The organism is Parabacteroides sp. MSK.9.14, assembly GCF_019041495.1.
GTDB lineage: Bacteria > Bacteroidota > Bacteroidia > Bacteroidales > Tannerellaceae > Parabacteroides > Parabacteroides merdae.
Window position 1 is genome coordinate 82,124 of record NZ_JAHPXO010000017.1, and the last position, 22,477, is coordinate 104,600.

Here is a 22,477-nt window from a genome sequence, read left to right on the forward strand (position 1 = left end):
GTCTTATAGCAGTCAATTTGACCGTTTCCCCCGGTTCCGGATCGAATGTTTGTTCACGGAAGCTCCATAGGAAAATAAACAGAGGTTTTTTTAATGGGACTAATAAATTGGGGGAGGAGCTGAAAAAGAAAAACCTCCGATCCTGAAGAACCGAAGGTTTACTGAGTTGCGGAGGCAAGACTCGAACTTACGACCTTTGGGTTATGAGCCCAACGAGCTACCACTGCTCCACTCCGCGATGTAGTTGTGATCATTTCTGATTTCGAGTGCAAAGGTACGACTTATTTTTGATAAAACAAATTTTCCGGCAGTTTTCTTCATTTTGGGAGGGTAAAAGCTATAGTTGGAATAACTGTCCGGAAATCAGCTCCGCTCTTTTAGAGAACGATTGGTTCATATCTCTATTATAAAGGTTTGTTTGGATAAAATGTAAGTATGTTTTTGGTAGTTATTATTTTTTCCGGTACTTTTGCGCACAGTTTTAATCAAAATGTGCAATACAAATGCCGATGACAGTTTCTAAGACACGTGAGATGTTGGTGGATGTGGCCAGACAATTGTTTGCCCGCATGGGGGTGGATAATACGACAATGAACGATATTGCACAGGCATCCAAAAAGGGAAGGCGGACGCTTTACACATACTTTAAAAGTAAAAACGAGATTTATCTGGCAGTAGTCGAGTCCGAGTTGGACCAACTGTACAAGATGCTGCAGGATGTAGCAGCGAAAGACTTGCCGGCGGACGAAAAGTTGATGACATTTCTTTATGCAAGATTGGATGCAATCAAGGCGCTGGTGTTCCGTAACGGGACATTGAAAGCTAATTTTTTTCGTGACATTTGGCGGGTGGAGAAGATTAGGAAAAACTTCGATATCCGTGAGACGGAATTGATACAGGGAATTCTGGAAGCTGGAGTGAAGGAAGGAATTTTCGCGATGCCCGATACCGAGATTACGGCGGTCGTTCTTCATCATGCCCTGAAGGGGTTGGAAGTTCCGTATATACGTGGAATCATGGGGGATAATATCAGCCAGCGGATTAAACGGAGAGATAATGTAATGAATTTGATATTCAATGGTATAAAGATAAAGTAACACAATACTGAGGAATGTTTATTAATGCAACAGGGTTTTATGTACCTGAAGAACGGGTAGATAACCAACATTTTTTAGAGTTAAACGGGCTAACCAGCGAGTGGATTGAACAGCGCACCGGGATTCGTTCCCGGTCTAAGGCAAAAGCCGAGGAAAATATTAATACGATGAGTATGGAGGCTGTTCGTAACGCCCTGCCTAAATTGCCGTATGATATTACGGATGTAGATTTGATTGTTTCCGCCTCTTATTCTCCGTACGATACGGTAGCGACTGCGGCTCATCTTGCCCAGCATGAATTCCATATTGAAAATGCGAAAGCGCTCTATCTTTCTTCCGCCTGCTCCTCATTCCTGAATGCGTTGGAAGTTGTGGAAGGGTATTTTGCTATGGGAAAAGCAACAAAAGCGTTGATCCTTTCCGCCGACAAGAATTCGGCCTACTATAATGAGACGGATCCGAAAGCCGGCCACCTTTGGGGCGATGCGGCTGCGGCCTTCTTCATCTCGAAGGAACGCGTTTCGGAAAAGGATTCCGAGATCGTGGAAGTATACACACAAGGACTTGGTTATCTGGGCAAGGCTCCGGATGCGGTTCATCTTCGTCCGTGCGACGGGGGAATCATGATGCCGGAAGGACGCGACGTCTTTATCCAAGCTTGTACCTATATGCCGAAGAACGTGCTCTATCTCTTGGAAAAGAATGGCTATACGTTGGACAACCTGACATATTTCATCGGCCATCAAGCCAATATGCGTATCATGTCCAATATTGCCAAACAGCTCAATCTGCCGGAAGAGAAATTCCTGCATAATATTGAAGAATTGGGAAATACCGGTTCGGTAAGCTCAGCATTGGTATATGCCCAAAATGATCATAGTTTCAAGAAAGGCGACCTGGTTGCCATTACCGTGTTCGGCGGTGGCTATTCTACGGGGGCTTGCTTGATTAAGTGTTGAATTTAAAACGGAATTAATATGAAATTATTAGAAGGTAAAGTGGCAATCGTTACGGGGGCCGCACGTGGTATTGGTAAGGCGATCGCATTGAAATTCGCCGCAGAGGGTGCAAATATCGCATTCACGGATTTGGTGATCGACGAAAACGGTCTGGCCACCCAGAAGGAAATCGAAGCATTGGGTGTTAAAGCAAAAGGCTATGCTTCCAATGCGGCCAATTTCGAAGAAACACACAATGTCGTTGCTGAAATCGTAAAAGATTTCGGTCGTGTGGATATCCTCGTAAACAATGCTGGTATCACGAAAGACGGTCTGATGATGCGTATGAGTGAAGGTCAGTGGGATGCCGTCATCGGTGTCAACCTGAAATCGGCTTTCAACTTTATCCACGCTTGTACTCCGGTGATGATGAAACAGCGTTCGGGCAGTATCATCAATATGGCTTCTGTCGTTGGTGTACATGGTAATGCAGGTCAGAGTAACTATTCGGCATCCAAAGCCGGTATGATCGGCCTGGCTAAGTCTATCGCGCAGGAACTGGGTTCACGCGGTATCCGTGCCAATGCAATCGCCCCGGGCTTCATTATTACTGATATGACAGCCGGTCTGCCGGAAGAAGTCAAGGCCGAATGGGCAAAGAAGATTCCTTTGCGCCGTGGCGGTACGCCTGAAGATGTGGCCAACATCGCTACATTCCTGGCTTCCGATATGTCTTCTTATGTATCAGGACAGGTGATCCAGGTTGATGGCGGTATGAATATGTAAAGAGATTTATGATTTATAATTTATGATTTATGTAGGTGACGTTTGTTTTGCAAAATCATAAATCCATAAATCATAAATCATAAATTTGAAATCATGGAGGTTATTTACGAAGACAATCATATCATTGCGGTAAATAAGACTTGCCGCGAGATTGTACAAGGAGATAAAACCGGTGATACTCCTCTTTCGGACATGCTGAAGGCATGGCTGAAAGAGAAGTATTGTAAACCCGGAAATGTCTTTGTCGGCGTTACGCATCGTCTGGATCGTCCGGTCAGTGGCGTCGTGTTATTTGCCAAGACGAGCAAGGCGCTCGCCCGTCTGAACGAGATGTTCCGGGTCGGCGAAGTAAAGAAGACCTATTGGGCGATCGTGAAGAACTGTCCGCCGGCAGAAGAGGGAGAGCTGGTGAACTGGCTGGTTCGCAACGAGAAGCAAAACAAGAGCTATGCTTATGACACGGAACGGACGAATGCCAAGAAAGCGGTCCTGCATTATAAAGTGATTGCTCGCTCGGACAACTATTATCTGTTGGCTATAGACCTGAAGACAGGCCGTCATCACCAAATCCGTTGCCAGCTTGCCAAGATGGGATGCCCTATCAAAGGCGACTTGAAATACGGTTTTCCCCGTTCTAATCCGGACGGCGGCATCAGCCTGCATTCCCGCAGTGCCGAATTCATCCATCCCGTATCGAAACAGCCGGTCAGCATTGTCGCTCCTGTGCCTGCTGATTCTCTTTGGAAAGCGATGGAGCAGATGAAGAGGTGAAAGTTGTTCTGACTTTCAGCCGATTTATTAACCGGATGCGAAGCCTCTCTTTCATCTTTCACCTTTTAGCTGTTTTAGCTGTTCTTTTGATTTGCTTCGTGTCACGATATAAACCCCTAAGAATACTAATGCGATCGCGATACTTTTCATCAGTCCGAACGTGTCCAGGCCGACTATGACTGTGATGATGGATGCGATGATCGGTTGGACATAATTGTACATGGTCGCAACCGTTGGGCGTAGAATCCGTTGGCCGATCGGGACGAGAAGGTAGGCGAAGAACGTTCCTCCCAATACGACAACCGCGATGTTCAGGTAGATATCCAGGGGCAGGGTGGCGAAGTCGATGCTTACGACACTGTTGTAGGAGAAAGGGATCGTACAGATTGCCGAGTAGGTGAACATCCATTTCATCAGCGTCACGGGCGAGTACCGTCCGATCAATCCTTTGTAGACAACTACATAAATAGAAAAACTGCATTGTGCGATCAGGCAGAGGATATCTCCCCACACGTTATTGCTGCCGTTTCCTGTTACCGCCGTTTGCTGTCCGCTCAGAATAAGCGTCAGGGCACCTGCCGCCCCGACAAAGATACCGAGGATCTTCGTTCCCGTAATCGGTTCCTTCAGGTAAAAAGCAGCGATGATCATGGTGATGATGGGGGTGGAGGTGGCAACGATCGTTGCGTCTATGGGTGAAGTCTGCGACACGCCAAAGATATAAGTACCTTGGTTGAATACGATTCCGAAGAGGGCTGCGAAAAACAGGTGTTTCAGGTCTTCATGAGGGACGTGTTCCTTGCGGGTAAAGATCGATGCGATCCAGAATACTATTGCCGCACCCAACATCCGGAAAGTTGTTAGTGAGATTGCATTTATTAATCCGCTGGATAAGACAATCTTGGAAGAGGGAGACATGCATCCCCACAATACGTTTGCCATCAGCATAGCCAAATGTCCTTTGTAAGCTTCTGATTTCATGATAACCTGTTTGTTTTGGGGGTACAAAAGTAGAAAATCTGCCAAATCTGCCAAAAAAGGTCCGCCAGATTTTGTGTTTTGTTCGGTTTGTAGGCGACAGGATTTATGCAGACAGGCATCCGTTTTTGAGATGGATGCCTATGCAATTCGATCTCTTTCCTGGGAATATAGGATAGTTTCGCATAATAGTTTTATCTTTGTATGTAGTAGAAACAATAATGGTAAGATTCTTATGAAACCGACTCGTATTATCGAAATTTGTGCAAACTCCGCACAAAGCTGTGTGGAAGCAGAAGCCGGAGGTGCAAAACGTGTGGAACTTTGTGCCGGCATCCCGGAAGGGGGAACGACACCCAGCTACGGGGAGATCCGGACGGCGCAGGCACTCACTTCGTCTATTGATATAAATGTGATTATCCGTCCGCGTGGAGGCGACTTCCTCTATACGCCGGCAGAGATTCAGTCGATGTTGCTGGATATCGAACTGTGCAAGCAGTTGAAGGTGCACGGCGTAGTCTTTGGTTGCTTGACGAAAGACGGGGATATCGATGTCCCTTTGATGCGCCGGTTGATCGAGACGGCCAAACCGTTGTCTGTCACCTGTCATCGCGCCTTTGATGTTTGCCGCGATCCCTTTGCCGCATTGGAGCAGTTGATTGAGTTGGGCTGCGACCGTATCCTGACTTCCGGCCAGCAGTCCGATGCCGTGAAAGGGATTCCTCTCATTGCCGAACTGGTGAAACGTGCGGCAGGCCGCATCATCATCATGCCGGGGTGCGGAGTTCGGGAGAATAACATCGCCCGCATCGAAGCGGAAACCGGGGCGAAGGAGTTTCATACATCCGCTCGAAGCATCGTCTACAGCAAGATGGAATATCGGAACGAGAATGTCCCGATGGGCAGCAGCATCGTTTCCTCCGAGTTCGAGACGGTCGAAACGGACCGCAAGAAGGTGGCTTCTTACCTGTAAAAGAACCAATTTATGGCAAGGCTGCGAAAGCAACTTTGTTTTTGAAACGAGTAAACAATAAAAAAAGAAAGAACAATGGAAGAACCTAAAAGACTTTACCGTTCGAATAACGGGATGATAGCAGGTGTTTGTGCGGGTATTGCCGATTATTTCGGCTGGGATCCTACATTAGTGCGTATCGGATATATATTATTGAGTATCTTTACGGTATTTTCCGGGGTGATCGCTTACCTGATCCTTTGGATGGTTATACCTAAACAACCTATAAATAAAGGATGAACTTTGAATTATCTTCCCCATTCAGTCCGACAGGAGATCAGCCGGAAGCGATTGCGGCCCTGTCCGACGGTATAAAGAGTGGTGTGCCTTTCCAGACCTTGTTGGGAGTGACAGGGTCCGGAAAGACTTTCACTATCGCCAATGTGATCAAGGAAGTGCGGAAGCCGACTTTGATCCTGAGTCATAACAAAACCCTCGCAGCCCAGTTATACAGCGAGTTTAAGGCATTTTTTCCAAATAATGCCGTCGAGTATTTCGTCTCTTATTATGACTATTACCAGCCGGAGGCTTACCTGCCGACGACGGACACCTACATAGAAAAGGATTTGCAGATCAACGACGAGATCGATAAACTACGTCTGCGTGCAACCGCTTCACTGTTGTCGGGGCGGAAGGACGTTATTGTCGTTTCGTCTGTCTCCTGCCTGTATGGTATGGCGGACCCGACAGCCTTTGCCGAGAAAGTGGTGCATCTGGAGAAGGGGATGCGGATAGACAGGGATAAACTGCTGCGCCGTTTCGTGGATGCCCTTTATGTCAATAATAAGATAGAGTTCAACAGGGGGTGCTTTCGTGTAAACGGGGATACGGTCGATATCTTTCCGGCTATCGAAACTTTTGATGGGGCAGCCTACCGTATTGAGTTCTGGGACGATGAGGTGGATCGCATTTCTTCGTTCGACCCGCAGACCGGGCAGGAGATAGACGAGCAGGATGAACTGAACATTTATCCGACCAACCTTTTCGTGACCACCCAGGAACGTATCAATACCGCTATCGGGCAGATCGATGTCGATCTGGGGACGCAGGTGAATTTCTTGCGGGAAATCGGCAAGCCTTACGAGGCGAAACGTTTGTACGAGCGTGTCACGTTTGATCTGGAAATGATACGCGAGTTGGGGCATTGCTCCGGTATCGAGAACTATTCCCGCTATTTTGACGGTCGCCAGGCGGGTGAACGGCCTTTCTGTTTGCTCGATTATTTCCCGAAAGACTTTCTGTTGGTGGTTGACGAGAGCCACGTGACGATCCCGCAGATACGGGCGATGTACGGAGGCGATTATTCCCGTAAGAAGAATCTGGTGGATTATGGTTTCCGTCTGCCGGCAGCGATGGATAACCGTCCGTTGACGTTCGATGAGTTCGAGTCGCTGACTCCGTTGGCGATTTACGTGAGTGCGACACCGGCCGACTATGAACTGGAAAAGAGCGAAGGGATCGTGGTGGACCAAGTGATCCGTCCGACAGGCTTGCTCGATCCGGTTATCGAGGTGCGTCCGACGTTGAACCAGATCGACGATCTGATGGAGGAGATCACACAACGTGCTGCTGTGGACGAACGTGTTTTGGTGACGACATTGACGAAGCGTATGGCGGAGGAACTGACTGCTTATCTGACGCGCATGGGAATCCGCTGCAACTATATCCATAGCGATGTCGATACGTTGGAACGCATTCAGATCATGGATGATTTGCGGAAAGGGTTGTTCGACGTGCTGATCGGCGTCAACTTGCTGCGTGAAGGACTTGATTTGCCGGAAGTCTCTTTGGTCGCTATCTTGGATGCCGATAAGGAAGGTTTCCTGCGCTCGCATCGTTCGCTGACGCAGACGGCTGGACGTGCTGCCCGAAATGTGAATGGGAAGGTGATATTCTATGCTGACAAGATAACGGACAGTATGCGCCTGACAATGGACGAAACGGCCCGTAGGCGTGAAAAACAGCTCGCTTATAACGAGAAACATGGCATTACGCCTAAGCAGGTTATCAAAAACAGCGTTTCCTTGGTTGCGGAGAAACAACAACCGGTTACAGGCGAACCGTATGCTTATGTGGAACCGGAACCCAGCTTGGTTGCAGACCCGGTAGTTCAGTATATGAACCGCAAACAGCTTGAGAAAGCGATCGAACGGACGAAGAAGCAGATGCTGGAGGCGGCCAAGAAGCTGGACTTTATCGAAGCAGCTCAGTTTCGTGATGAACTGGTGAAGCTGGAAGACCTGTTAGTGACAAAAAAGGATTGAAATTGGATCAAGAGATGAAACGGACGCTATTTTGTTTGTTCTTTTTTGCTTTTCTTTCCCTACCTGGAAAAGCTCAGAGGGATAAGGCTATTTACGAACGCTATTGTACGGCAGTGAAGGAGAAAGCGGCTTTGCCGACAGGTGACCTGATGGTAGAGACCGCCCGTTTTTTCTTGGGAACTCCTTATGTAGCAGGGACGTTGGAGGAAGAGCCTGAAACATTGGTGATAAACCTGCATGGCTTGGATTGTATGACTTTGGTAGAGAATACGGCTGCTTTGGCCTGGTCTGTCAAGCATCGTCTTGCTTATGATGGGTATGTTTCTGTCTTGAAAGATATGCGTTACCGGAATTCCGGCTGTGCGACACTCGATTATACGGATCGTCTCCATTATACGGCTGACTGGATATATGAAAACGAAAAGAGAGGGTATCTGAAGGATGTTACGAAAGAGATCGGTGGGCAGTCGCTTAAGCTTGACCTGTCCTTTATGTCTACACATCCAGATAGTTACAAGCAGTTGAAAGGAAATCCGGGACGTATCGCAGTAATGGCGGCTAAGGAAAAAGAAATTAGTGTCCGCCCGCATTATTATATTCCGCAGGATGAAATCAATGAGCATGCCGGCCAAATCAGGAATGGCGATATCGTCTGTTTTGTCACGACTGTGAAAGGGCTGGATATCTCGCACGTCGGCATTGTCTGCCGGGAAAGGGATATGCTTACTTTTATCCATGCCTCGACCGTCCAGAAGCGGGTGATCGTGAACGAAGAACCTTTGCAGGAATACGTGCAGGGTATCAAACGCAATTGTGGTATTATGATTGTCCGTCCACAGTTCTGAACTTACTGGAAGAGTTCGAACGCGAACTTGAATCCGATCCCGTCATATTTCAATTTATCGAACCCGACGAAGGCGGCGACGTTGAAGATATGGTTACCGAAACCGTATCCGATTTCAGTGTAGCTGGGTTTGACTGGCATCCATAACTGACTGAGGTAAAAACGTTCGGAGATGATGTGCTTGGTTGCTTCTGGTTTGAATAGCTGAAAGAGCATGAATGGACTTTCGTACATGGCATGTGCTTGGACATATTTGTCGGATGCGTTGAACCATACGCTTCCTAGCTGGTGGAAGACACCTCCGAAATCGTCTCCTCCCCATGATTCGGGGAAGTTGTGCCGTGTGAAATACCGGTAGTCGGCAAAGTAGGTTGACTTCTGGGCTGTATAAAGCCCTCCGCTGATATGGTAGTTGAACCGGCGTGACAGGCCCAGGTAAATGCTTTGGTGGATATCGGCCTCCACACGTCCGTAATTACCGCTGCTTTTCCATACGCCTGGTATGGCCCGTCCGAACTCGATGGAGATGGTCGGGTAGTAGGAGTAGAGGTACTCTTTACGGTAACCGTCCATCCAGTAGTATTGTCTGGGAGTATAGGAAAAGCCGATCGTGGGGATGAAATCGTGATAGTTTTCGTTGATGATCTCCGTGACACCGTCTCCCGGATCTATCGCGCTTTTCCGGGTTGGTATGCGGCGGTGGTAAGAGATGCCGGTGGTCATTTGGAAACCGTTGAACAACTCGATCTGATTCTTGAGCTCTATGTAATAGTGCTTGAAGTATTCCAAATCCAGGTTTTCGAAGTTGAAAGTGGAGTCTTTCAGCTGTTCGTTAATTTCGTTCATGATCTTGGAAGAATATCCTTGGTTGGTGTTTCCGAGACTGAGGCTCAGGGCTCCTTGTTTCTCAGGAAGATATTCCCAATCTCCCTCGAATTTGAAGAACAACTCTTTTCGTTTGAATACAAAACCGACCTCAGGCCGGAAACGCAGTTGGCGATCTTTCTTGAAGGTCTTGCTGAAGCGGAGCTGTTGCCTGTAAGTAATACCGTTTCGTCCGGAATAGCCCAACTGGAAAGGATTCAGGATGCCGGAGTATTTCAGACGGGTCGTTTTATAATCCATATTGATGGTGTTGGTCAGGCGTTCTGTTATTTTCAGGTATTTCCGAATGTTGCTTGTGTCGTTGGCTTGGGTTGTTCTGATGCTTGTTTTTTCATATTTTGTTTCTTCTTCCTGGGTCAGTGGGATGTCTCTTTTGTTTTTCCAGTAGCTGCTGTCGCTGATGATTGGGATCGTATCAGATGATAACTGGTAATATCCGGTCAAATCGAGGGAGTGGTGTTTTTTGTCTTCATAGTCTTCTTCAACCCATTCAACGGCTTCGTATTTGAATGAAGTATGATAGTAGCTGGCGATGGCATTTCCCAGCACATGATACCGGAGAAATAGGTCTGCCTTTTGTGGCAGGATGAAATGGCGGTAATCCCGTCCGAATGTCATGACTAGGTTGAATTCGGCAAAGGAGAAACGCCCGTTTAAGTCGATCTTGTCAATGTGCCAGTCTTTGTCGGTGATGTACAGATCTCCGCAAATGAGTTTTTGGCTCCATAGCTTTGGCATGAAGCGTATCTGGTAGATTTTCAGATCGCCGGTCGTTTCGATGCTTTTCAGGTTGAAGTTGTAGTATTTGAATGCTTCATGAGCTACTGGCATGATGATCCCTTCGTTGTAGATGGTTGGCGAATAGACGTTCAGGTTCAGAAATGTCAAGACTTCCTGCTGTTTTGCGCCGTTGGGGATGCTGTTTCCGTTTATCGCTTCGAAGCTGTGCAGGTAGTTGTTCGGAGCGTTGAACTTGGAGTGGCTGACCATCTCGAAGATCATATCCTTGTTCTTCCTATCTACCGGAAAAAGATGATGGGCGAAACGCATTAGAATGTTTTGTTTGAGTATTTTCGTCTTGCCTTTGATATAGATTTCGGCCTCGTACCGTGAGACGACTGTTTTGTATTTGTCGGCCTGCTCGATTACCTTCCTCATAATAGAATCCCCTTGCTGGGATGATACCGTTTTGGGGGACCGACCCAGCAATAAAAGGTTCCCATAACTACCATCAGGGTCAGCTAAGGCATTTACTGCGGTAAAAAGCAGAATGATAATATAAAAATACTTTTTCAACAAATTATCGTCTCTTTCTTTACAAACGTAACGAATAAAATCGAATTTTTATTCATTTATCGTATTAAACTTATTCTGCTTTTAAAAGAAAAGTATTACATTTGTGCTTCATAAGTATGTTATATAGCAGTCGTGGTTAAACAACAAAAAGAAGAGGTCGATCTATCGGCCAGTTTGGCAGAAGTGTGGAGAGTCCTGACCGAAAAGGAGCGGGATGTTCTCCGTAATAATTCGACGATCCAGCATTTCAAACGTAATGAGTTGATATATTGCGAGGGCGACGAACCGAGAGACATGATGTGCTTATTAAAAGGCAAGGTTAAAATCTTTAAAGAAGGTGTTGGCGGACGAAGCCAGATCATTCGAATGATTAAACCGGTGCAGTACTTTGGCTACCGGGCAAACTTTGCTCAGGAAAATTACCTGACGAATGCATCCGCTTTTGAAGCTTCGACGGTATGTCTGATTCCGATGACTATCGTTACGGATCTTTTAATGGGGAATGCGAACCTTGCCATGTTTTTTATCCGCCAGCTTTCTCTCGATTTAGGAATTGCTGACGAACGTACAGTCAACCTTACTCAGAAACATATCCGGGGTCGTTTGGCGGAATCTTTGTTATTCCTGAAAGACAGTTATGGTTTGGAGGAAGATGGAGCGACATTGAGTATCTATCTTTCTCGAGAAGATTTGGCTAATCTTTCGAATATGACGACATCTAATGCAATCCGTACATTGTCTACATTTGTAGCTGAGCGTATTATTGCAATCGACGGTCGAAAGATCAAGTTGATAGACGAGGACAAGCTCAAAAAAATAAGTAAGATGGGATAGCAGAATAAATTGAGAATTGAAAATGGATAATTGAAAAGTGGAAGAGCCCGTTAAGGTTCCTGTTTTTCAATTATCCATTTTTTGTATTATAATTTTCAATTCTCGACTTTCCAATTTCAATTTCCAACCGCTTCCCGTATTCGAACCAACTTTGTCAGCAGTCCTTCCAGTAAGTCGAGTTGCAGCATGTTCGCACCGTCTGATTTGGCTTTAGAGGGTTCCGGATGGGTTTCGATGAATAATCCGTCAGCTCCGACGGCAATGGCTGCTTTGGCTATCGTTTCGATCAGGGTAGGGAGTCCTCCTGTCACACCTGAAGTTTGGTTGGGTTGTTGCAAGGAGTGGGTAACGTCCATGATAACGGGATAGCCGAACTGCTGCATTTGAGGAATACCCCGATAATCGACAACCAGGTCCGTATATCCGAATGTAGTGCCTCTTTCCGTAATCATGACGTTGTCATTTCCGGCATCGGCTACTTTTTGTACGGCAAATTGCATGGCTCCCGGCGAGAGGAACTGTCCTTTTTTGATATTGACAATTTTCCTTGTCTTGGCAGCAGCTACCAGCAGGTCCGTCTGCCGGCAGAGGAAAGCAGGGATTTGCAGGATATCCACATACTCGGCAGCCATTGCAGCTTCAGCTGTTTCGTGAATATCGGTTACAGTCGGAATACCGAACGTGTCGCCTACCCTGCGGAGTATTTTCAGTGCTTTCTCATCGCCAATGCCTGTGAAAGAATCCAGCCGAGAACGGTTGGCTTTCCGGTATGATCCTTTGAATATATATGGGATATTCAGCTTATTCGTGATACCGACTACTTTCTCTGCAATACGCAATGCCATATCTTCTCCTTCGATTGCGCAGGGACCTGCCATCAGAAAGAAATTGTCTCTATTCTTTAAATCATTAACTGTTATCATAATATGATTGTTTTGTTTCAAAATTGGGTAGATTTGAATTGTAAATGCTGATTTGTCAGTCTAAATATTCTTATAATTTCAATAACTCCAATGTCTTCTCTATCTTTTCTTCTGTCGGCAATGTAGCATCTATCCAATGGATGGTGTTTCCCCGGCGCTCCATGCCTCTGAACCAGGTCATTTGCCGTTTGGCAAACTGGTGTATGGCGATCTCCAGTTGGGAAACCATATCTTCATAAGACAGTTTGCCTATTATATATAAAGTAAGATATTTATATTCCAGTCCGTAGTAGATCAGATCTTCCGGCTTAACTCCCGAGTCGATGATCTTCCGCACCTCGTTGACCATCCCTTCGTCCAGGCGGACACGCAAGCGGCGGGAGATCTTTTCGCGTCGTAGCTCCCGGTCTATGTCGATACCGATGATCAGGCTGTTGATTGGATCATATTCATTGACATCCGGAGCTTCGTTCTTATAATACTCTTCGATTTCAATGGCCCGGATGGCCCGTTGGGCGGTATCCACATCTGTCTTATTATGGAGGACCTTGTAGCCGGCAAGTATCTGCTCCAATTCCGGGAGCGATTTATCTTTCAACGACTCGCGCAGCCCAGGGTTCTGGGGAACATCCAAGAGTCTATATCCTTTCAGTACGGCTTCAATGTACATACCTGTACCACCGCATAGAATCGGCAGTTTCCCTTTTTTCCGGATTGTTTCATAAGCTCGGAAGAAATCATGCTGGTATTCGAATACGTTATATTTATATCCCGGATCGCAGATGTCGATCAGATGGTAAGGAATCGTTTTTCCATTTACTGTATAGTCGGCCAGGTCCTTTCCTGTCCCGATATCCATTGAACGGTAAATCTGTCTGGAATCGGCGCTGATGATTTCCGTGTTCAGTCGGGCAGCGAGTGCAGCGGCAAATGTTGTTTTACCGGATGCTGTCGGCCCTAAAACAGTGATAAGTTGATAGGTATCCATAGTGATACAAAGATACAAAAAAAAGCCGCAACCCGAAGGATGCGGCTTTCAAACTATATAATCTTGATTGATTAGCAGTTTACAGATGCCATATGAGCGATCAGGTCAAGAACCTTGTTAGAATAACCGATTTCGTTATCATACCAAGAAACAACCTTTACGAATGTATCTGTTAAAGCGATACCAGCTTTAGCATCGAAGATAGAAGTACGAGTGTCACCTAAAAAGTCAGAAGAAACTACTGCATCTTCAGTATAACCCAGTACGCCTTTCAGTTCGCCTTCAGAAGCTTCCTTCATTGCAGCACAGATTTCAGCGTAAGTAGCCGGTTTAGCCAAGTTAACTGTCAAGTCAACAACAGAAACGTCCAGAGTCGGAACACGCATTGACATACCAGTCAGTTTACCGTTCAGTTCAGGAATAACTTTACCTACAGCCTTAGCAGCACCTGTAGAAGAAGGGATGATGTTGCCAGAAGCAGCGCGGCCACCTCTCCAGTCCTTCATAGACGGACCATCAACAGTCTTCTGAGTAGCAGTTGTAGAGTGAACAGTTGTCATCAAACCGTCTGTGATCCCCCACTTGTCATTCAGAACCTTTGCGATAGGAGCCAAGCAGTTAGTAGTACAAGAAGCGTTAGAAACGAACTGAGTACCTTTAACATATGATTTTTCGTTTACACCGCAAACGAACATAGGAGTTGCATCCTTGGAAGGAGCAGACATAACTACATATTTAGCGCCAGCTTCGATATGAGCCTGAGCCTTTTCCTGAGTCAGGAACAAACCAGTAGATTCTACTACGTATTCAGCACCTACTGCATCCCACTTCAAATCAGCCGGATTGCGTTCTGCTGTTACGCGGATTTCCTTACCGTTTACGATCAGCTTGCTGTTTTCAACGTCAGCTTCGATAGTTCCGTCGAACTGACCGTGCATTGTGTCGTATTTCAGCATGTATGCCAAGTAATCAACCGGGCAAAGGTCGTTAATACCTACGATCTGAATATCGCTTCTCTTTTGAGCAGCACGGAAAACGAAACGTCCGATACGGCCGAAACCGTTAATACCTACTTTAATCATTGTAATAAAACTTTTATGGGTTTATTAAAAATATTACTTATCTCCAATTTAACTTAACAGCCGCAAGGAAAATATATTCGTAGCACACTGTTTTTAACGACTGCAAATTTAGTCATTTTTTTTATTGTACAGGAATTAGGACAAGAAAAATATGCCCTCTAACATAAATTAATTGTTGCAGCTTATTTCTTTTTCTTGAAAAGTTTCTTTATTATCCACGCCTGGACTTTCTGGATGCCCCAAGCTGTCAATAATGGGCGTGCAACATCCCATGCAACAGGTAATAAGCCTTGTGCCACAGAAAGATAGTCGGCAAATCCAAACGACATGGATGGCACTTCTGAAGTATGTACAGGCTGGTTGCTTTCCGTTCCTTTGGATTTGGTTTTTGTGTTAGGGAATAAGAGAGCGGAGACACCTGAAAGTAACAACGTGCCGGCGTTCTCTTGTATGTGAGAGAAATCAGCATTCAATTTCTGTTCCTGTATCGTACATTCCTGTTGGATGCGGCGACGGTCAGAAATCAGTTTCTCCAGTGGTGTCGGTTGCGGATTGTTCATTGTCTATCGCGTTTGTTTTATCATCATTTGTTGTCAATGCGGAGATCACAACGTTTAATACTTTATTGCTGATTCTGCCTTTGTTCATGACAATAATACCGATCAGCAGCAGATAGAGCACGGCTACCACGCCGAATCCCGAACCTACCGAACCGAACAGATCCCCCAAGAAAAAACCTAATGCGAGGAAAATGAACAGAATCGCAAAGAAAGCCAGAAATAATAAAATAACACCATACGAGAGAACAGCAATAACCTTTCCTGTTCTCTCATATGTGTTTAATTTTAGGAGTTCGAGCTTCAACTCCACGTAAGCCGAAAGATCTTTTTTCAGTTCACGGAAGATTTCACCTGCGTCTTTCTCCATACAAAATTATTCTGCTACGATTTCTTCTGTAGTTTTTGCAATTTCAGCTTTTCCTTCTTTGTATTTAGCAAGAGCTGAATTGAAGCCTTCTTTTACTTTACCAACTACACCATTCAATTCTTCCAGTAGTTGTTCTCTTTTATCTGTTGCTGCCAGATAACCAACTGCGGCGCCAACGGCTGCACCAACTACTAATCCCAGTAATAATTTAGAATCTACGTTTTTCATAACTCTTTCTTTTTATAATGTTGCTACTAAGATAACGAATATACTTGAATGATGGTTTATTTGGACCTTAACTTTTAGGGTTAATTAATGTTATTGTTTCTGGACTTTCACCGCAGCCCAATTATTCTTCTCTGTGTGCGATAACAATGCCAATCCGTTATGTTTGCATTCTTCTTCGATGGCCGGAATGTCTTGTACATAGAAGCCGCTCATGTAAAGGAAGGCTCCTGGTTTCATACATTCGCTGTAATGGCGGATATCATTCAGCAGGATATTCCGGTTGATATTCGCAAACACGATGTCGAAGGTTCCGAATGCAGGGATCTGTTCGGCTCCCCCAAGGGCGACCTGGATATCGTTCGTGTTGTTTAGACGTATGTTTTCGAGTGCATTATTGTAGGCCCATTCGTCAATGTCGATGGCCACCACGCGTCCGGCTCCTTTCATATGGGCAAGGATGGCCAGTACGGCTGTTCCGCAACCCATGTCGAGTAGTTCTTTGCTGGTGAGGTCTAATTTGAGTATTTCGCTGATCATCAGGAAAGTTGTCTCGTGGTTGCCGGTTCCGAATGCCATCTTCGGGTCGATGATGATATTATAGGCATAACCCGGCTCATGTTCGTGGAAGGAGGCGCGGATGATGCAATCCTTGCCGATGCGGATCGGCTTGAAATAGTTCTTTTCCCATTCCTCGTTCCAGTCCTTGCTTTCCACCAATGTTTCGGTAAAATGAATATCCACGTTTTCCAGTGGAAATTCGGCAAGTTTGTCCTGCAATCCTTTTACATTATATAATTGGTCGGAAATATACCCTTGTAACCCATTTTCGTTTTCGGCAAAACTTTCAAAACCGATTTCTCCTAGCTCGGCGGCCAGCACGTCGTTGATAATGGAAGTCTCGACAGGGGAGGTGTATGTAAATGTAAGTTCGTAATAATTCATATCGTTCTTTCTTTATAGATTCCTTCTATAGACAAAAGTATATATTTTATCTTGATGTTTCACATTTCATTCGATACATTCTTTATTTATGTGTAAGAATTAGTAAAATATCCAGTAGCCTTATAAAAAACCCTTTTGGTACACCCATATACCAAAAGGGTTTTACTTCCTGATTTTTGATAATCAGATGTCTCTTACTACCATCCTGGATTTTGAATCAATGTTGGAGTGCGAGACAATTCATCTTGCATAATCGGCCAAAAATAAGAACGAGGGCTATAGAATACACGTCCGTCATTTACCGCAATGCGTTTCATCTTATACCGTTTCCCGTCCACTTCAATTTTTCCATTTGGATCTTCTACAGGCTTCATGCCGTGTGAACAACGTTGGCTTTTAGCATACGGCCAACTCTCTGGTCCAATATAGTTTTTTTCTTTGGCTAACTCAATAGGATCATCTGATTCCATATATAAGCGTGTTGCCCAATAGCGCCAATTCTCATAGAATAATTCTACACGACGTTCGCGTTGGATATATTCTTGCATCAAGTTTGCATCAGTTAGGACAGCTGGAGGCATCGGAGCCATGAAAGAACGTTCCCTTACAGAATTGACTAAATCATAGATTTCTTGTGTGGGGCCACTTACTTTGTTCACAGCTTCTGCATAAATATAAATGAATGTCGGCAGACGCCAAATAGCAGGTCCGTTGATCACATGTCCACCTTTGTTTCTATCCCATCCGTCTTTGAACAGTTTTCTCAAATAATAACCAGAGTGAGAAGAGGCTTCCAAATAACTACTGCTCACGGCATCTTTGCCTTCGGCTGTATTCAATTGTTTACCACCATACCAAGAACCATGATAACGGATATCACGATAGAAACGCGGATCACGTTTTACGCTTTCATAAGGGTTTTCGTCATCATAACCATCTATTTTAGCTCGGCTATCATAAATAGGGTAGCCATATCCGTCAGGGCTTATGTATTCATATTCGTCGACTTGTTCCTGCAGAGGACGTTGACGGGCATGACCATTTTGGGAAGGAGGCAAGACATCGCCAGACCAGCCCGTATCTTTATCACGAGTGGTAAACCAAACCCATTCCTGTTGAATCGCATCCATGTTGTAAAACATTTGCCATAGTCGCTCTTGTACTTTTCCATTGTTTGTATTGGCATTGCCATCAACGTCTTTAAAGTCATCTGCATCCATTGCTGCCGGTGCATATAATTTATACCGAATAGCTCCATTGACATCTTTCGCTTCCAATACATCTTTTGCTGCATCGCGAGCTGCTTCCCAGCGTTTCGGATCATAAGTAGTGTATTCATCTTTGAAAGTTCGTGTGTCGTTTGGCAACGTCCCGCCATTCCACAAAGGGGTTGCTGCCATCCAACGGACAATCGCCTTCAATCCTAAACAAGCCCCCTTGTCGACACGACCAAAATACTCACCTCCGTAAGAGGCGTCTACCTTTTCATAAGCGGCATCGGCATCGGCACAAATCTTTTCGACCATACTATGAAAAGACTCTTTTACATACGCCATATCTTCACCTGGAACGACAACATGATCCATATATACTCCTTCACCATAAGCTCGGATTACGAGATAGTGCAAGTATGCACGGAAAAATAATGTTTCACCTAAGCGACGTTCTAAGTCGCCTTCCCGACCGTCTTTGGGGTTATCTGGAGTATTGTATTTTTTTACACCTTCCAAAATGATATTGGCACGTCGGATACCATTATATAAGTTCCACCAGTATTGTCCGCAACTACTGTTGTTTGGCATACCTTGTGAAGGTCCATAATTCCCAATGTTGAATTGATGCGGAATGGCTTGTTCATGGCTGGAAGCCGTACATTCGTCTGTCAATCCTGCAGAGCCGAAGTGATTCATGAAAATCAGCGGTCTATTTGCGAACTTTGCTCTTGCATACAAATCGGTCACCAAGTTATCGACTTGTTCATAACGAGTAAATACATCTACCTCATTTTTCTTATCATCAGGCATTCTGTCCAAGAAGTCGTCACAAGATGAAAGAGACAGGAGTAATACTCCAATTCCTATGATTGATTTTTGTAATTTCATTTTCAAAAGATTTAAATAATTAATATGTAATTTCGACACCAAAATTATAGACTCTCTGGATCGGATACCAGTCACCGGAGCCTTCTTTCGTTTCAGGATCCATGTCGACATCATCCAAACTGTCGAATGTTAGTAAGTTTAAACCTTGTACATAAAAGCGTACATTTTGCAAACCTGCAAAACGAATTATGTTTTTGGGTAACGAATACCCCACTTCTAAGTTTTTCAACCGGATATAATTTGCATTGTACAAGAATAAACTGCTGTTCCCATTTTTGTTGTTTTCATAAGCTCCGTATGTTAAGCGTGGGTAAGTTGCCACATCTTTTGTAGCTTCTGTCCAACGGTTCAAGTGCATGTGTTTCACTTTACCATATTGATCTTGTTCGTAGGATGGAAAATCCCAAACTGCGGCTCCATTCAACAATATGCTGGAGTTTAAAGAGCCTTGAAACATTACGCTGATGTCGAAGCCTTTATATTGTATTCCAAAAGGAATACCAAATTGTATTTCCGGTGTACGTGGAAATCCCATATGTGTTCGGTCGCCATAGTCATCGATTTTACCGTCTTGATTCAAATCTTTATATACGACATCACCCGGATGTAATTCGCCCCAAGGCTGGAAACCACGACCGTCATTCATTGCATTCAATTTATCCGCTTCTGCTTGATCATATACAAAGTGATCGACTACATATACAAAATGTTCTCCTAATCGCCGGCCGGTCTTTTGGCGATATTCATTTCCATAATCAACTTCATTCATGAATTTGATCTTATTACGGGCGAATGTGAAATTGGGTTTGATATAATAACGGAAATCTTTACCGATTGTGGAGTTCCAACCTAACTCGAAATCAATACCCTGATTGTCCACAATTCCAGAGTTTACAAATGGAGCGTCTTTTCCTACTATGTCTGGATATCCCATCTTGTCGCCATCGCTTAGTGTTGTGATAATATCGTATCGATGTTCTCTAAAGTAGTCGGCAGCAATAGTTAACTTCCCATTGAATAGGGTCGCATCGAAACCGACATTCGTTTTACGAGCTTTTTCCCAAGTTAAATTTGGGTTGGCGAAGTTCCCTTCTTTCAGCCCATCGTATCCAGAGCCAAACTCATTAAAGCCGAAACTGTAGCCATCACCTCCTTGGAAGAATTGAAGGTAGGCAAAACGATCATCGTTATTATCTGAAATTTTATCGCTTCCTACAAGACCGAAAGAGGCTCTCAACTTTAAATTATCCAACCACTTCTCAGTTCCTTTCATGAATGCTTCTCGAGAAATCACCCAACCGATAGATCCTGCCGGGAACACACCGTATCGATTACCCGGAGCAAAATTTTCAGATCCGTTGTAGCCAATATTGAATTCAGTCAAATACTTGTTGTCATATGCATACGTTGCGCGCCCACTAATACCTTGATACCGATATTCTACTCGATTATCATAGGCTCGTGATGAGCGGTTGAATAGTACCATAGCGGAAACATTGTGTCGATCGAACTCACGTTGATAGTCCAATTTTAATTGATAGTAAGTTTTGTTTTCCGCGGCATTGTGACTAAAACCATTACTAATCGTTTCGTCTGTACTATACCAAGGATTACCTAAGCGATAAGCTCCTGCATAAGGTTCCGTAGAATGCAAATAATAAGAGCCATATACGCTTTCATCCGGTTGGAAAGTAGCATATCTACCATAGTTCGCATAACCATCTTGACGTGTTTCCAACACACGCCGTATCCAACGACCTTCTTTTGCGTCATACGAGATACTACCTTCAACTTTTAATCCTTTTGTAATGAAATCCAATTTGTGACCGATTGAAAACGTTCCATTCAAAAACGTTTTTTTCTCATTCAAATATCCGGTACGGCTTAATTCACCTAAGATATTGTAACGATGTTGCTGGTCACCATAGAGCATACCTTTCGGATTGTTTAAGGCATAGGTTTCATTGGCCGCATTACCATTGTCTTGTAGTGTAATAGGTAAATGAGGTGGTTGCGTATTTGCAATAGACACTACCCGGCTAGCGGTTGTACCTGGGGCATTACGGTCGGTAATGCGTGCACCCAAGTCGACCTTAACATAAAAGTTCTTTGTAATATCCACATCTACATTCGCACGAAAATTATAACGCTGAAATACAGCTTGTGTGCTATAATCCGCCATGTCCGTATGTTTGTAGTTACCGTCTTGCTTATAATAATTTGCCATTACATAGTAACGGGCGCGTTCGGAGCCGCCTCGGACAGACAAACTATAATCCTGCTGAATACCTGGTTTGAAAGCATAATCAAAATAATCCCAATTATATCCTTTCCCATTTTTGAAATCTTCGATAACATTTGTAGAGAATAGATCTGGAGAAGATGGATCTACCCCCATATTCATGCGAGCTTCGTTGTAAAGTTCAGCATATTGAGCTGAACCTAAATATTCAGGGAACTTAGCAGGAGAGTTTGTTCCGACTGATGCTTTGAAACTCACGGATGGTTTTTCGGACGCTTGTCCACGCTTAGTTGTGATTACGACTACACCGTTTGCTCCACGAATTCCATATGCAGCCGTTGCTGAAGCGTCTTTCAAAATAGTAAATGTTTCAATTTCTTCTGGTGCTAAATAAGCCATATCATCGCGTTCCACACCGTCAATGATGAAGATCGGTGTCTGGTCTCCATATGTAGAGGCTCCGCGGATGCGCAAGTCTGCTCCATCGACACCCGGCTCGCCTCCACTGAATTGATTTGCCATCAGACCCGGCATACGTCCGGCCAAGGCATTTGTTAAATTAGCTGTCGGACTTTGTTTCAAATCTTTTGTGGTAATCGTTGCTACAGATCCAGTGATAGTTGCTTTCCGTTGTGTTGTATATCCTACAACAACGACTTCTTCCAATGCCTTGGCATCTTCAACCATTTTGACATTTACAATTCGTTCTCCTTTCAGTGAAACTTCTTTGGGTTGATATCCCACATACGAAAAGACTAAAGTTGCTTTCGAATAAGGAGCTACGATTTCAAAATTGCCGTCCATGTCGGTTATTACTCCTGTCATGGTTCCTTTGACCATGACATTCACTCCTGGTAACGGACCGACATTATCTGAAACCTGTCCTTTTACTTTGAAACCTTCTTGATTTACACCGTCCAATTTGGTTTTGGTTGTGCCGACCAAGGGAACTACTTTTTTGTCATCTACGCCATTGCTCCCCATATTGACTTTACCATCCACCGCAAAAGCACAGGTAGTCAAACAAAAAAGTAACCCACAAGTTACTTTCGAAACTCGAGACAACGAGTTCTTTCTTCCTATTGGAAGATTACAATTCTGTTTTTGCATCTTTTCATGTATTGCTTTAATTGTTAACTAAATAAATTATATACCAAGTGAAAACTTGATATCGGAATTTTTAAAAACACATTTTATATCATAGGCCTTTTTGTTTTAATTAAAAAAATCTTGCCGTAGTTCTTGGAGAACTGAGTACAATTATATAATGCAAAAGTATTATACCTTAATTCCGCAACACTTTGATTTAACTTTATTTATAAGTACCTGAGCAACAAA

The 22,477-nt window shown here is 44.5% G+C and carries 20 protein-coding genes and 1 tRNA gene; 9 read left to right on the plus strand and 12 right to left on the minus strand.

Annotated elements, in window-relative coordinates:
- Positions 1-166: 166 nt before the first annotated feature.
- Positions 167-238 (minus strand) — tRNA-Met (locus KTG12_RS10790).
- A 265-nt stretch (positions 239-503) separates the two neighbouring features.
- Between KTG12_RS10790 and KTG12_RS10795 the strand changes: the two genes are divergently transcribed.
- The 4 genes from KTG12_RS10795 (at position 504) to KTG12_RS10810 (ending at position 3,592) form a co-directional block, all read left to right on the plus strand.
- The gene (locus KTG12_RS10795) at positions 504-1,097 is read left to right on the plus strand and encodes a TetR/AcrR family transcriptional regulator (RefSeq protein ID WP_005641117.1); all 594 of its coding nucleotides are present in this window, start codon (positions 504-506) and stop codon (positions 1,095-1,097) included.
- Between the two features lie 14 nt (positions 1,098-1,111).
- Positions 1,112-2,056 carry a 3-oxoacyl-ACP synthase III family protein gene (locus KTG12_RS10800; RefSeq protein ID WP_005641115.1) on the plus strand — a complete coding sequence of 315 codons (945 nt, stop codon included), beginning with the start codon at positions 1,112-1,114 and terminating at the stop codon, positions 2,054-2,056.
- A gap of 18 nt (positions 2,057-2,074) precedes the next feature.
- Complete coding sequence (gene fabG / locus KTG12_RS10805; protein ID WP_005647896.1) at positions 2,075-2,821, plus strand: 3-oxoacyl-[acyl-carrier-protein] reductase; 747 nt, start codon at positions 2,075-2,077, stop codon at positions 2,819-2,821.
- 93 nt (positions 2,822-2,914) lie between these two features.
- Complete coding sequence (locus KTG12_RS10810) at positions 2,915-3,592, plus strand: RluA family pseudouridine synthase (protein ID WP_005641111.1); 678 nt, start codon at positions 2,915-2,917, stop codon at positions 3,590-3,592.
- Positions 3,593-3,643: 51 nt separating this feature from the next.
- Here KTG12_RS10810 and KTG12_RS10815 read toward each other — a convergent pair whose 3' ends face one another.
- Positions 3,644-4,573: a DMT family transporter gene (locus KTG12_RS10815; protein WP_022322001.1), complete on the minus strand. Its 930-nt coding sequence runs from the start codon at positions 4,571-4,573 to the stop codon at positions 3,644-3,646.
- Between the two features lie 232 nt (positions 4,574-4,805).
- Here KTG12_RS10815 and KTG12_RS10820 point away from each other — a divergent pair, with 232 nt between their 5' ends.
- From KTG12_RS10820 to KTG12_RS10835, 4 genes are all read left to right on the plus strand, one after another.
- Positions 4,806-5,543: a copper homeostasis protein CutC gene (locus KTG12_RS10820; RefSeq protein ID WP_005647891.1), complete on the plus strand. Its 738-nt coding sequence runs from the start codon at positions 4,806-4,808 to the stop codon at positions 5,541-5,543.
- A gap of 75 nt (positions 5,544-5,618) precedes the next feature.
- On the plus strand, positions 5,619-5,822 hold the full coding sequence (locus KTG12_RS10825) for a PspC domain-containing protein (RefSeq protein WP_005641105.1): 204 nt from the start codon (positions 5,619-5,621) through the stop codon (positions 5,820-5,822).
- Positions 5,819-7,846 (plus strand): excinuclease ABC subunit UvrB, encoded by a 2,028-nt coding sequence (gene uvrB, locus KTG12_RS10830; protein ID WP_122204346.1) that lies wholly within the window; start codon positions 5,819-5,821, stop codon positions 7,844-7,846. The genes KTG12_RS10825 and uvrB overlap by 4 nt, the downstream gene beginning before the upstream one ends.
- 14 nt (positions 7,847-7,860) lie before the next feature.
- A complete protein-coding gene (locus tag KTG12_RS10835; protein WP_122204381.1) occupies positions 7,861-8,691 on the plus strand; it encodes an N-acetylmuramoyl-L-alanine amidase-like domain-containing protein in 831 nt (276 codons plus the stop codon).
- A gap of 2 nt (positions 8,692-8,693) precedes the next feature.
- On the opposite strand, the gene KTG12_RS10840 is transcribed toward KTG12_RS10835, so the two are convergent.
- Positions 8,694-10,874 (minus strand): DUF5686 family protein, encoded by a 2,181-nt coding sequence (locus tag KTG12_RS10840; RefSeq protein ID WP_216945437.1) that lies wholly within the window; start codon positions 10,872-10,874, stop codon positions 8,694-8,696.
- A gap of 129 nt (positions 10,875-11,003) precedes the next feature.
- Here KTG12_RS10840 and KTG12_RS10845 point away from each other — a divergent pair, with 129 nt between their 5' ends.
- A complete protein-coding gene (locus KTG12_RS10845; protein ID WP_005641096.1) occupies positions 11,004-11,705 on the plus strand; it encodes a Crp/Fnr family transcriptional regulator in 702 nt (233 codons plus the stop codon).
- A gap of 116 nt (positions 11,706-11,821) precedes the next feature.
- On the opposite strand, the gene kdsA is transcribed toward KTG12_RS10845, so the two are convergent.
- The 9 genes from kdsA to KTG12_RS10890 all read right to left on the minus strand — a co-directional run bounded on the left by kdsA (position 11,822) and on the right by KTG12_RS10890 (position 22,249).
- Positions 11,822-12,628 carry a 3-deoxy-8-phosphooctulonate synthase gene (gene kdsA / locus KTG12_RS10850; RefSeq protein WP_005641092.1) on the minus strand — a complete coding sequence of 269 codons (807 nt, stop codon included), beginning with the start codon at positions 12,626-12,628 and terminating at the stop codon, positions 11,822-11,824.
- A 70-nt stretch (positions 12,629-12,698) separates the two neighbouring features.
- Positions 12,699-13,616 carry a tRNA (adenosine(37)-N6)-dimethylallyltransferase MiaA gene (miaA, locus tag KTG12_RS10855; RefSeq protein WP_046452007.1) on the minus strand — a complete coding sequence of 306 codons (918 nt, stop codon included), beginning with the start codon at positions 13,614-13,616 and terminating at the stop codon, positions 12,699-12,701.
- Between the two features lie 71 nt (positions 13,617-13,687).
- A complete protein-coding gene (gene gap, locus KTG12_RS10860; protein WP_005641086.1) occupies positions 13,688-14,698 on the minus strand; it encodes a type I glyceraldehyde-3-phosphate dehydrogenase in 1,011 nt (336 codons plus the stop codon).
- A 182-nt stretch (positions 14,699-14,880) separates the two neighbouring features.
- Entirely contained in the window at positions 14,881-15,258 is a 378-nt protein-coding gene (locus KTG12_RS10865) for a hypothetical protein (RefSeq protein ID WP_122115325.1), read from the minus strand.
- Positions 15,215-15,625, minus strand: a complete 411-nt coding sequence (locus tag KTG12_RS10870) for a phage holin family protein (RefSeq protein WP_138272959.1) — start codon at positions 15,623-15,625, stop codon at positions 15,215-15,217. The genes KTG12_RS10865 and KTG12_RS10870 overlap by 44 nt, the downstream gene beginning before the upstream one ends.
- A gap of 6 nt (positions 15,626-15,631) precedes the next feature.
- Complete coding sequence (locus KTG12_RS10875) at positions 15,632-15,853, minus strand: YtxH domain-containing protein (protein WP_005641080.1); 222 nt, start codon at positions 15,851-15,853, stop codon at positions 15,632-15,634.
- Between the two features lie 90 nt (positions 15,854-15,943).
- Positions 15,944-16,795: a 50S ribosomal protein L11 methyltransferase gene (gene prmA / locus KTG12_RS10880; protein ID WP_005641079.1), complete on the minus strand. Its 852-nt coding sequence runs from the start codon at positions 16,793-16,795 to the stop codon at positions 15,944-15,946.
- 197 nt (positions 16,796-16,992) lie between these two features.
- Positions 16,993-18,897 (minus strand): RagB/SusD family nutrient uptake outer membrane protein, encoded by a 1,905-nt coding sequence (locus KTG12_RS10885; RefSeq protein WP_138272960.1) that lies wholly within the window; start codon positions 18,895-18,897, stop codon positions 16,993-16,995.
- Positions 18,898-18,916: 19 nt separating this feature from the next.
- Positions 18,917-22,249: a TonB-dependent receptor gene (locus KTG12_RS10890; protein WP_122342677.1), complete on the minus strand. Its 3,333-nt coding sequence runs from the start codon at positions 22,247-22,249 to the stop codon at positions 18,917-18,919.
- Positions 22,250-22,477: the final 228 nt, after the last annotated feature.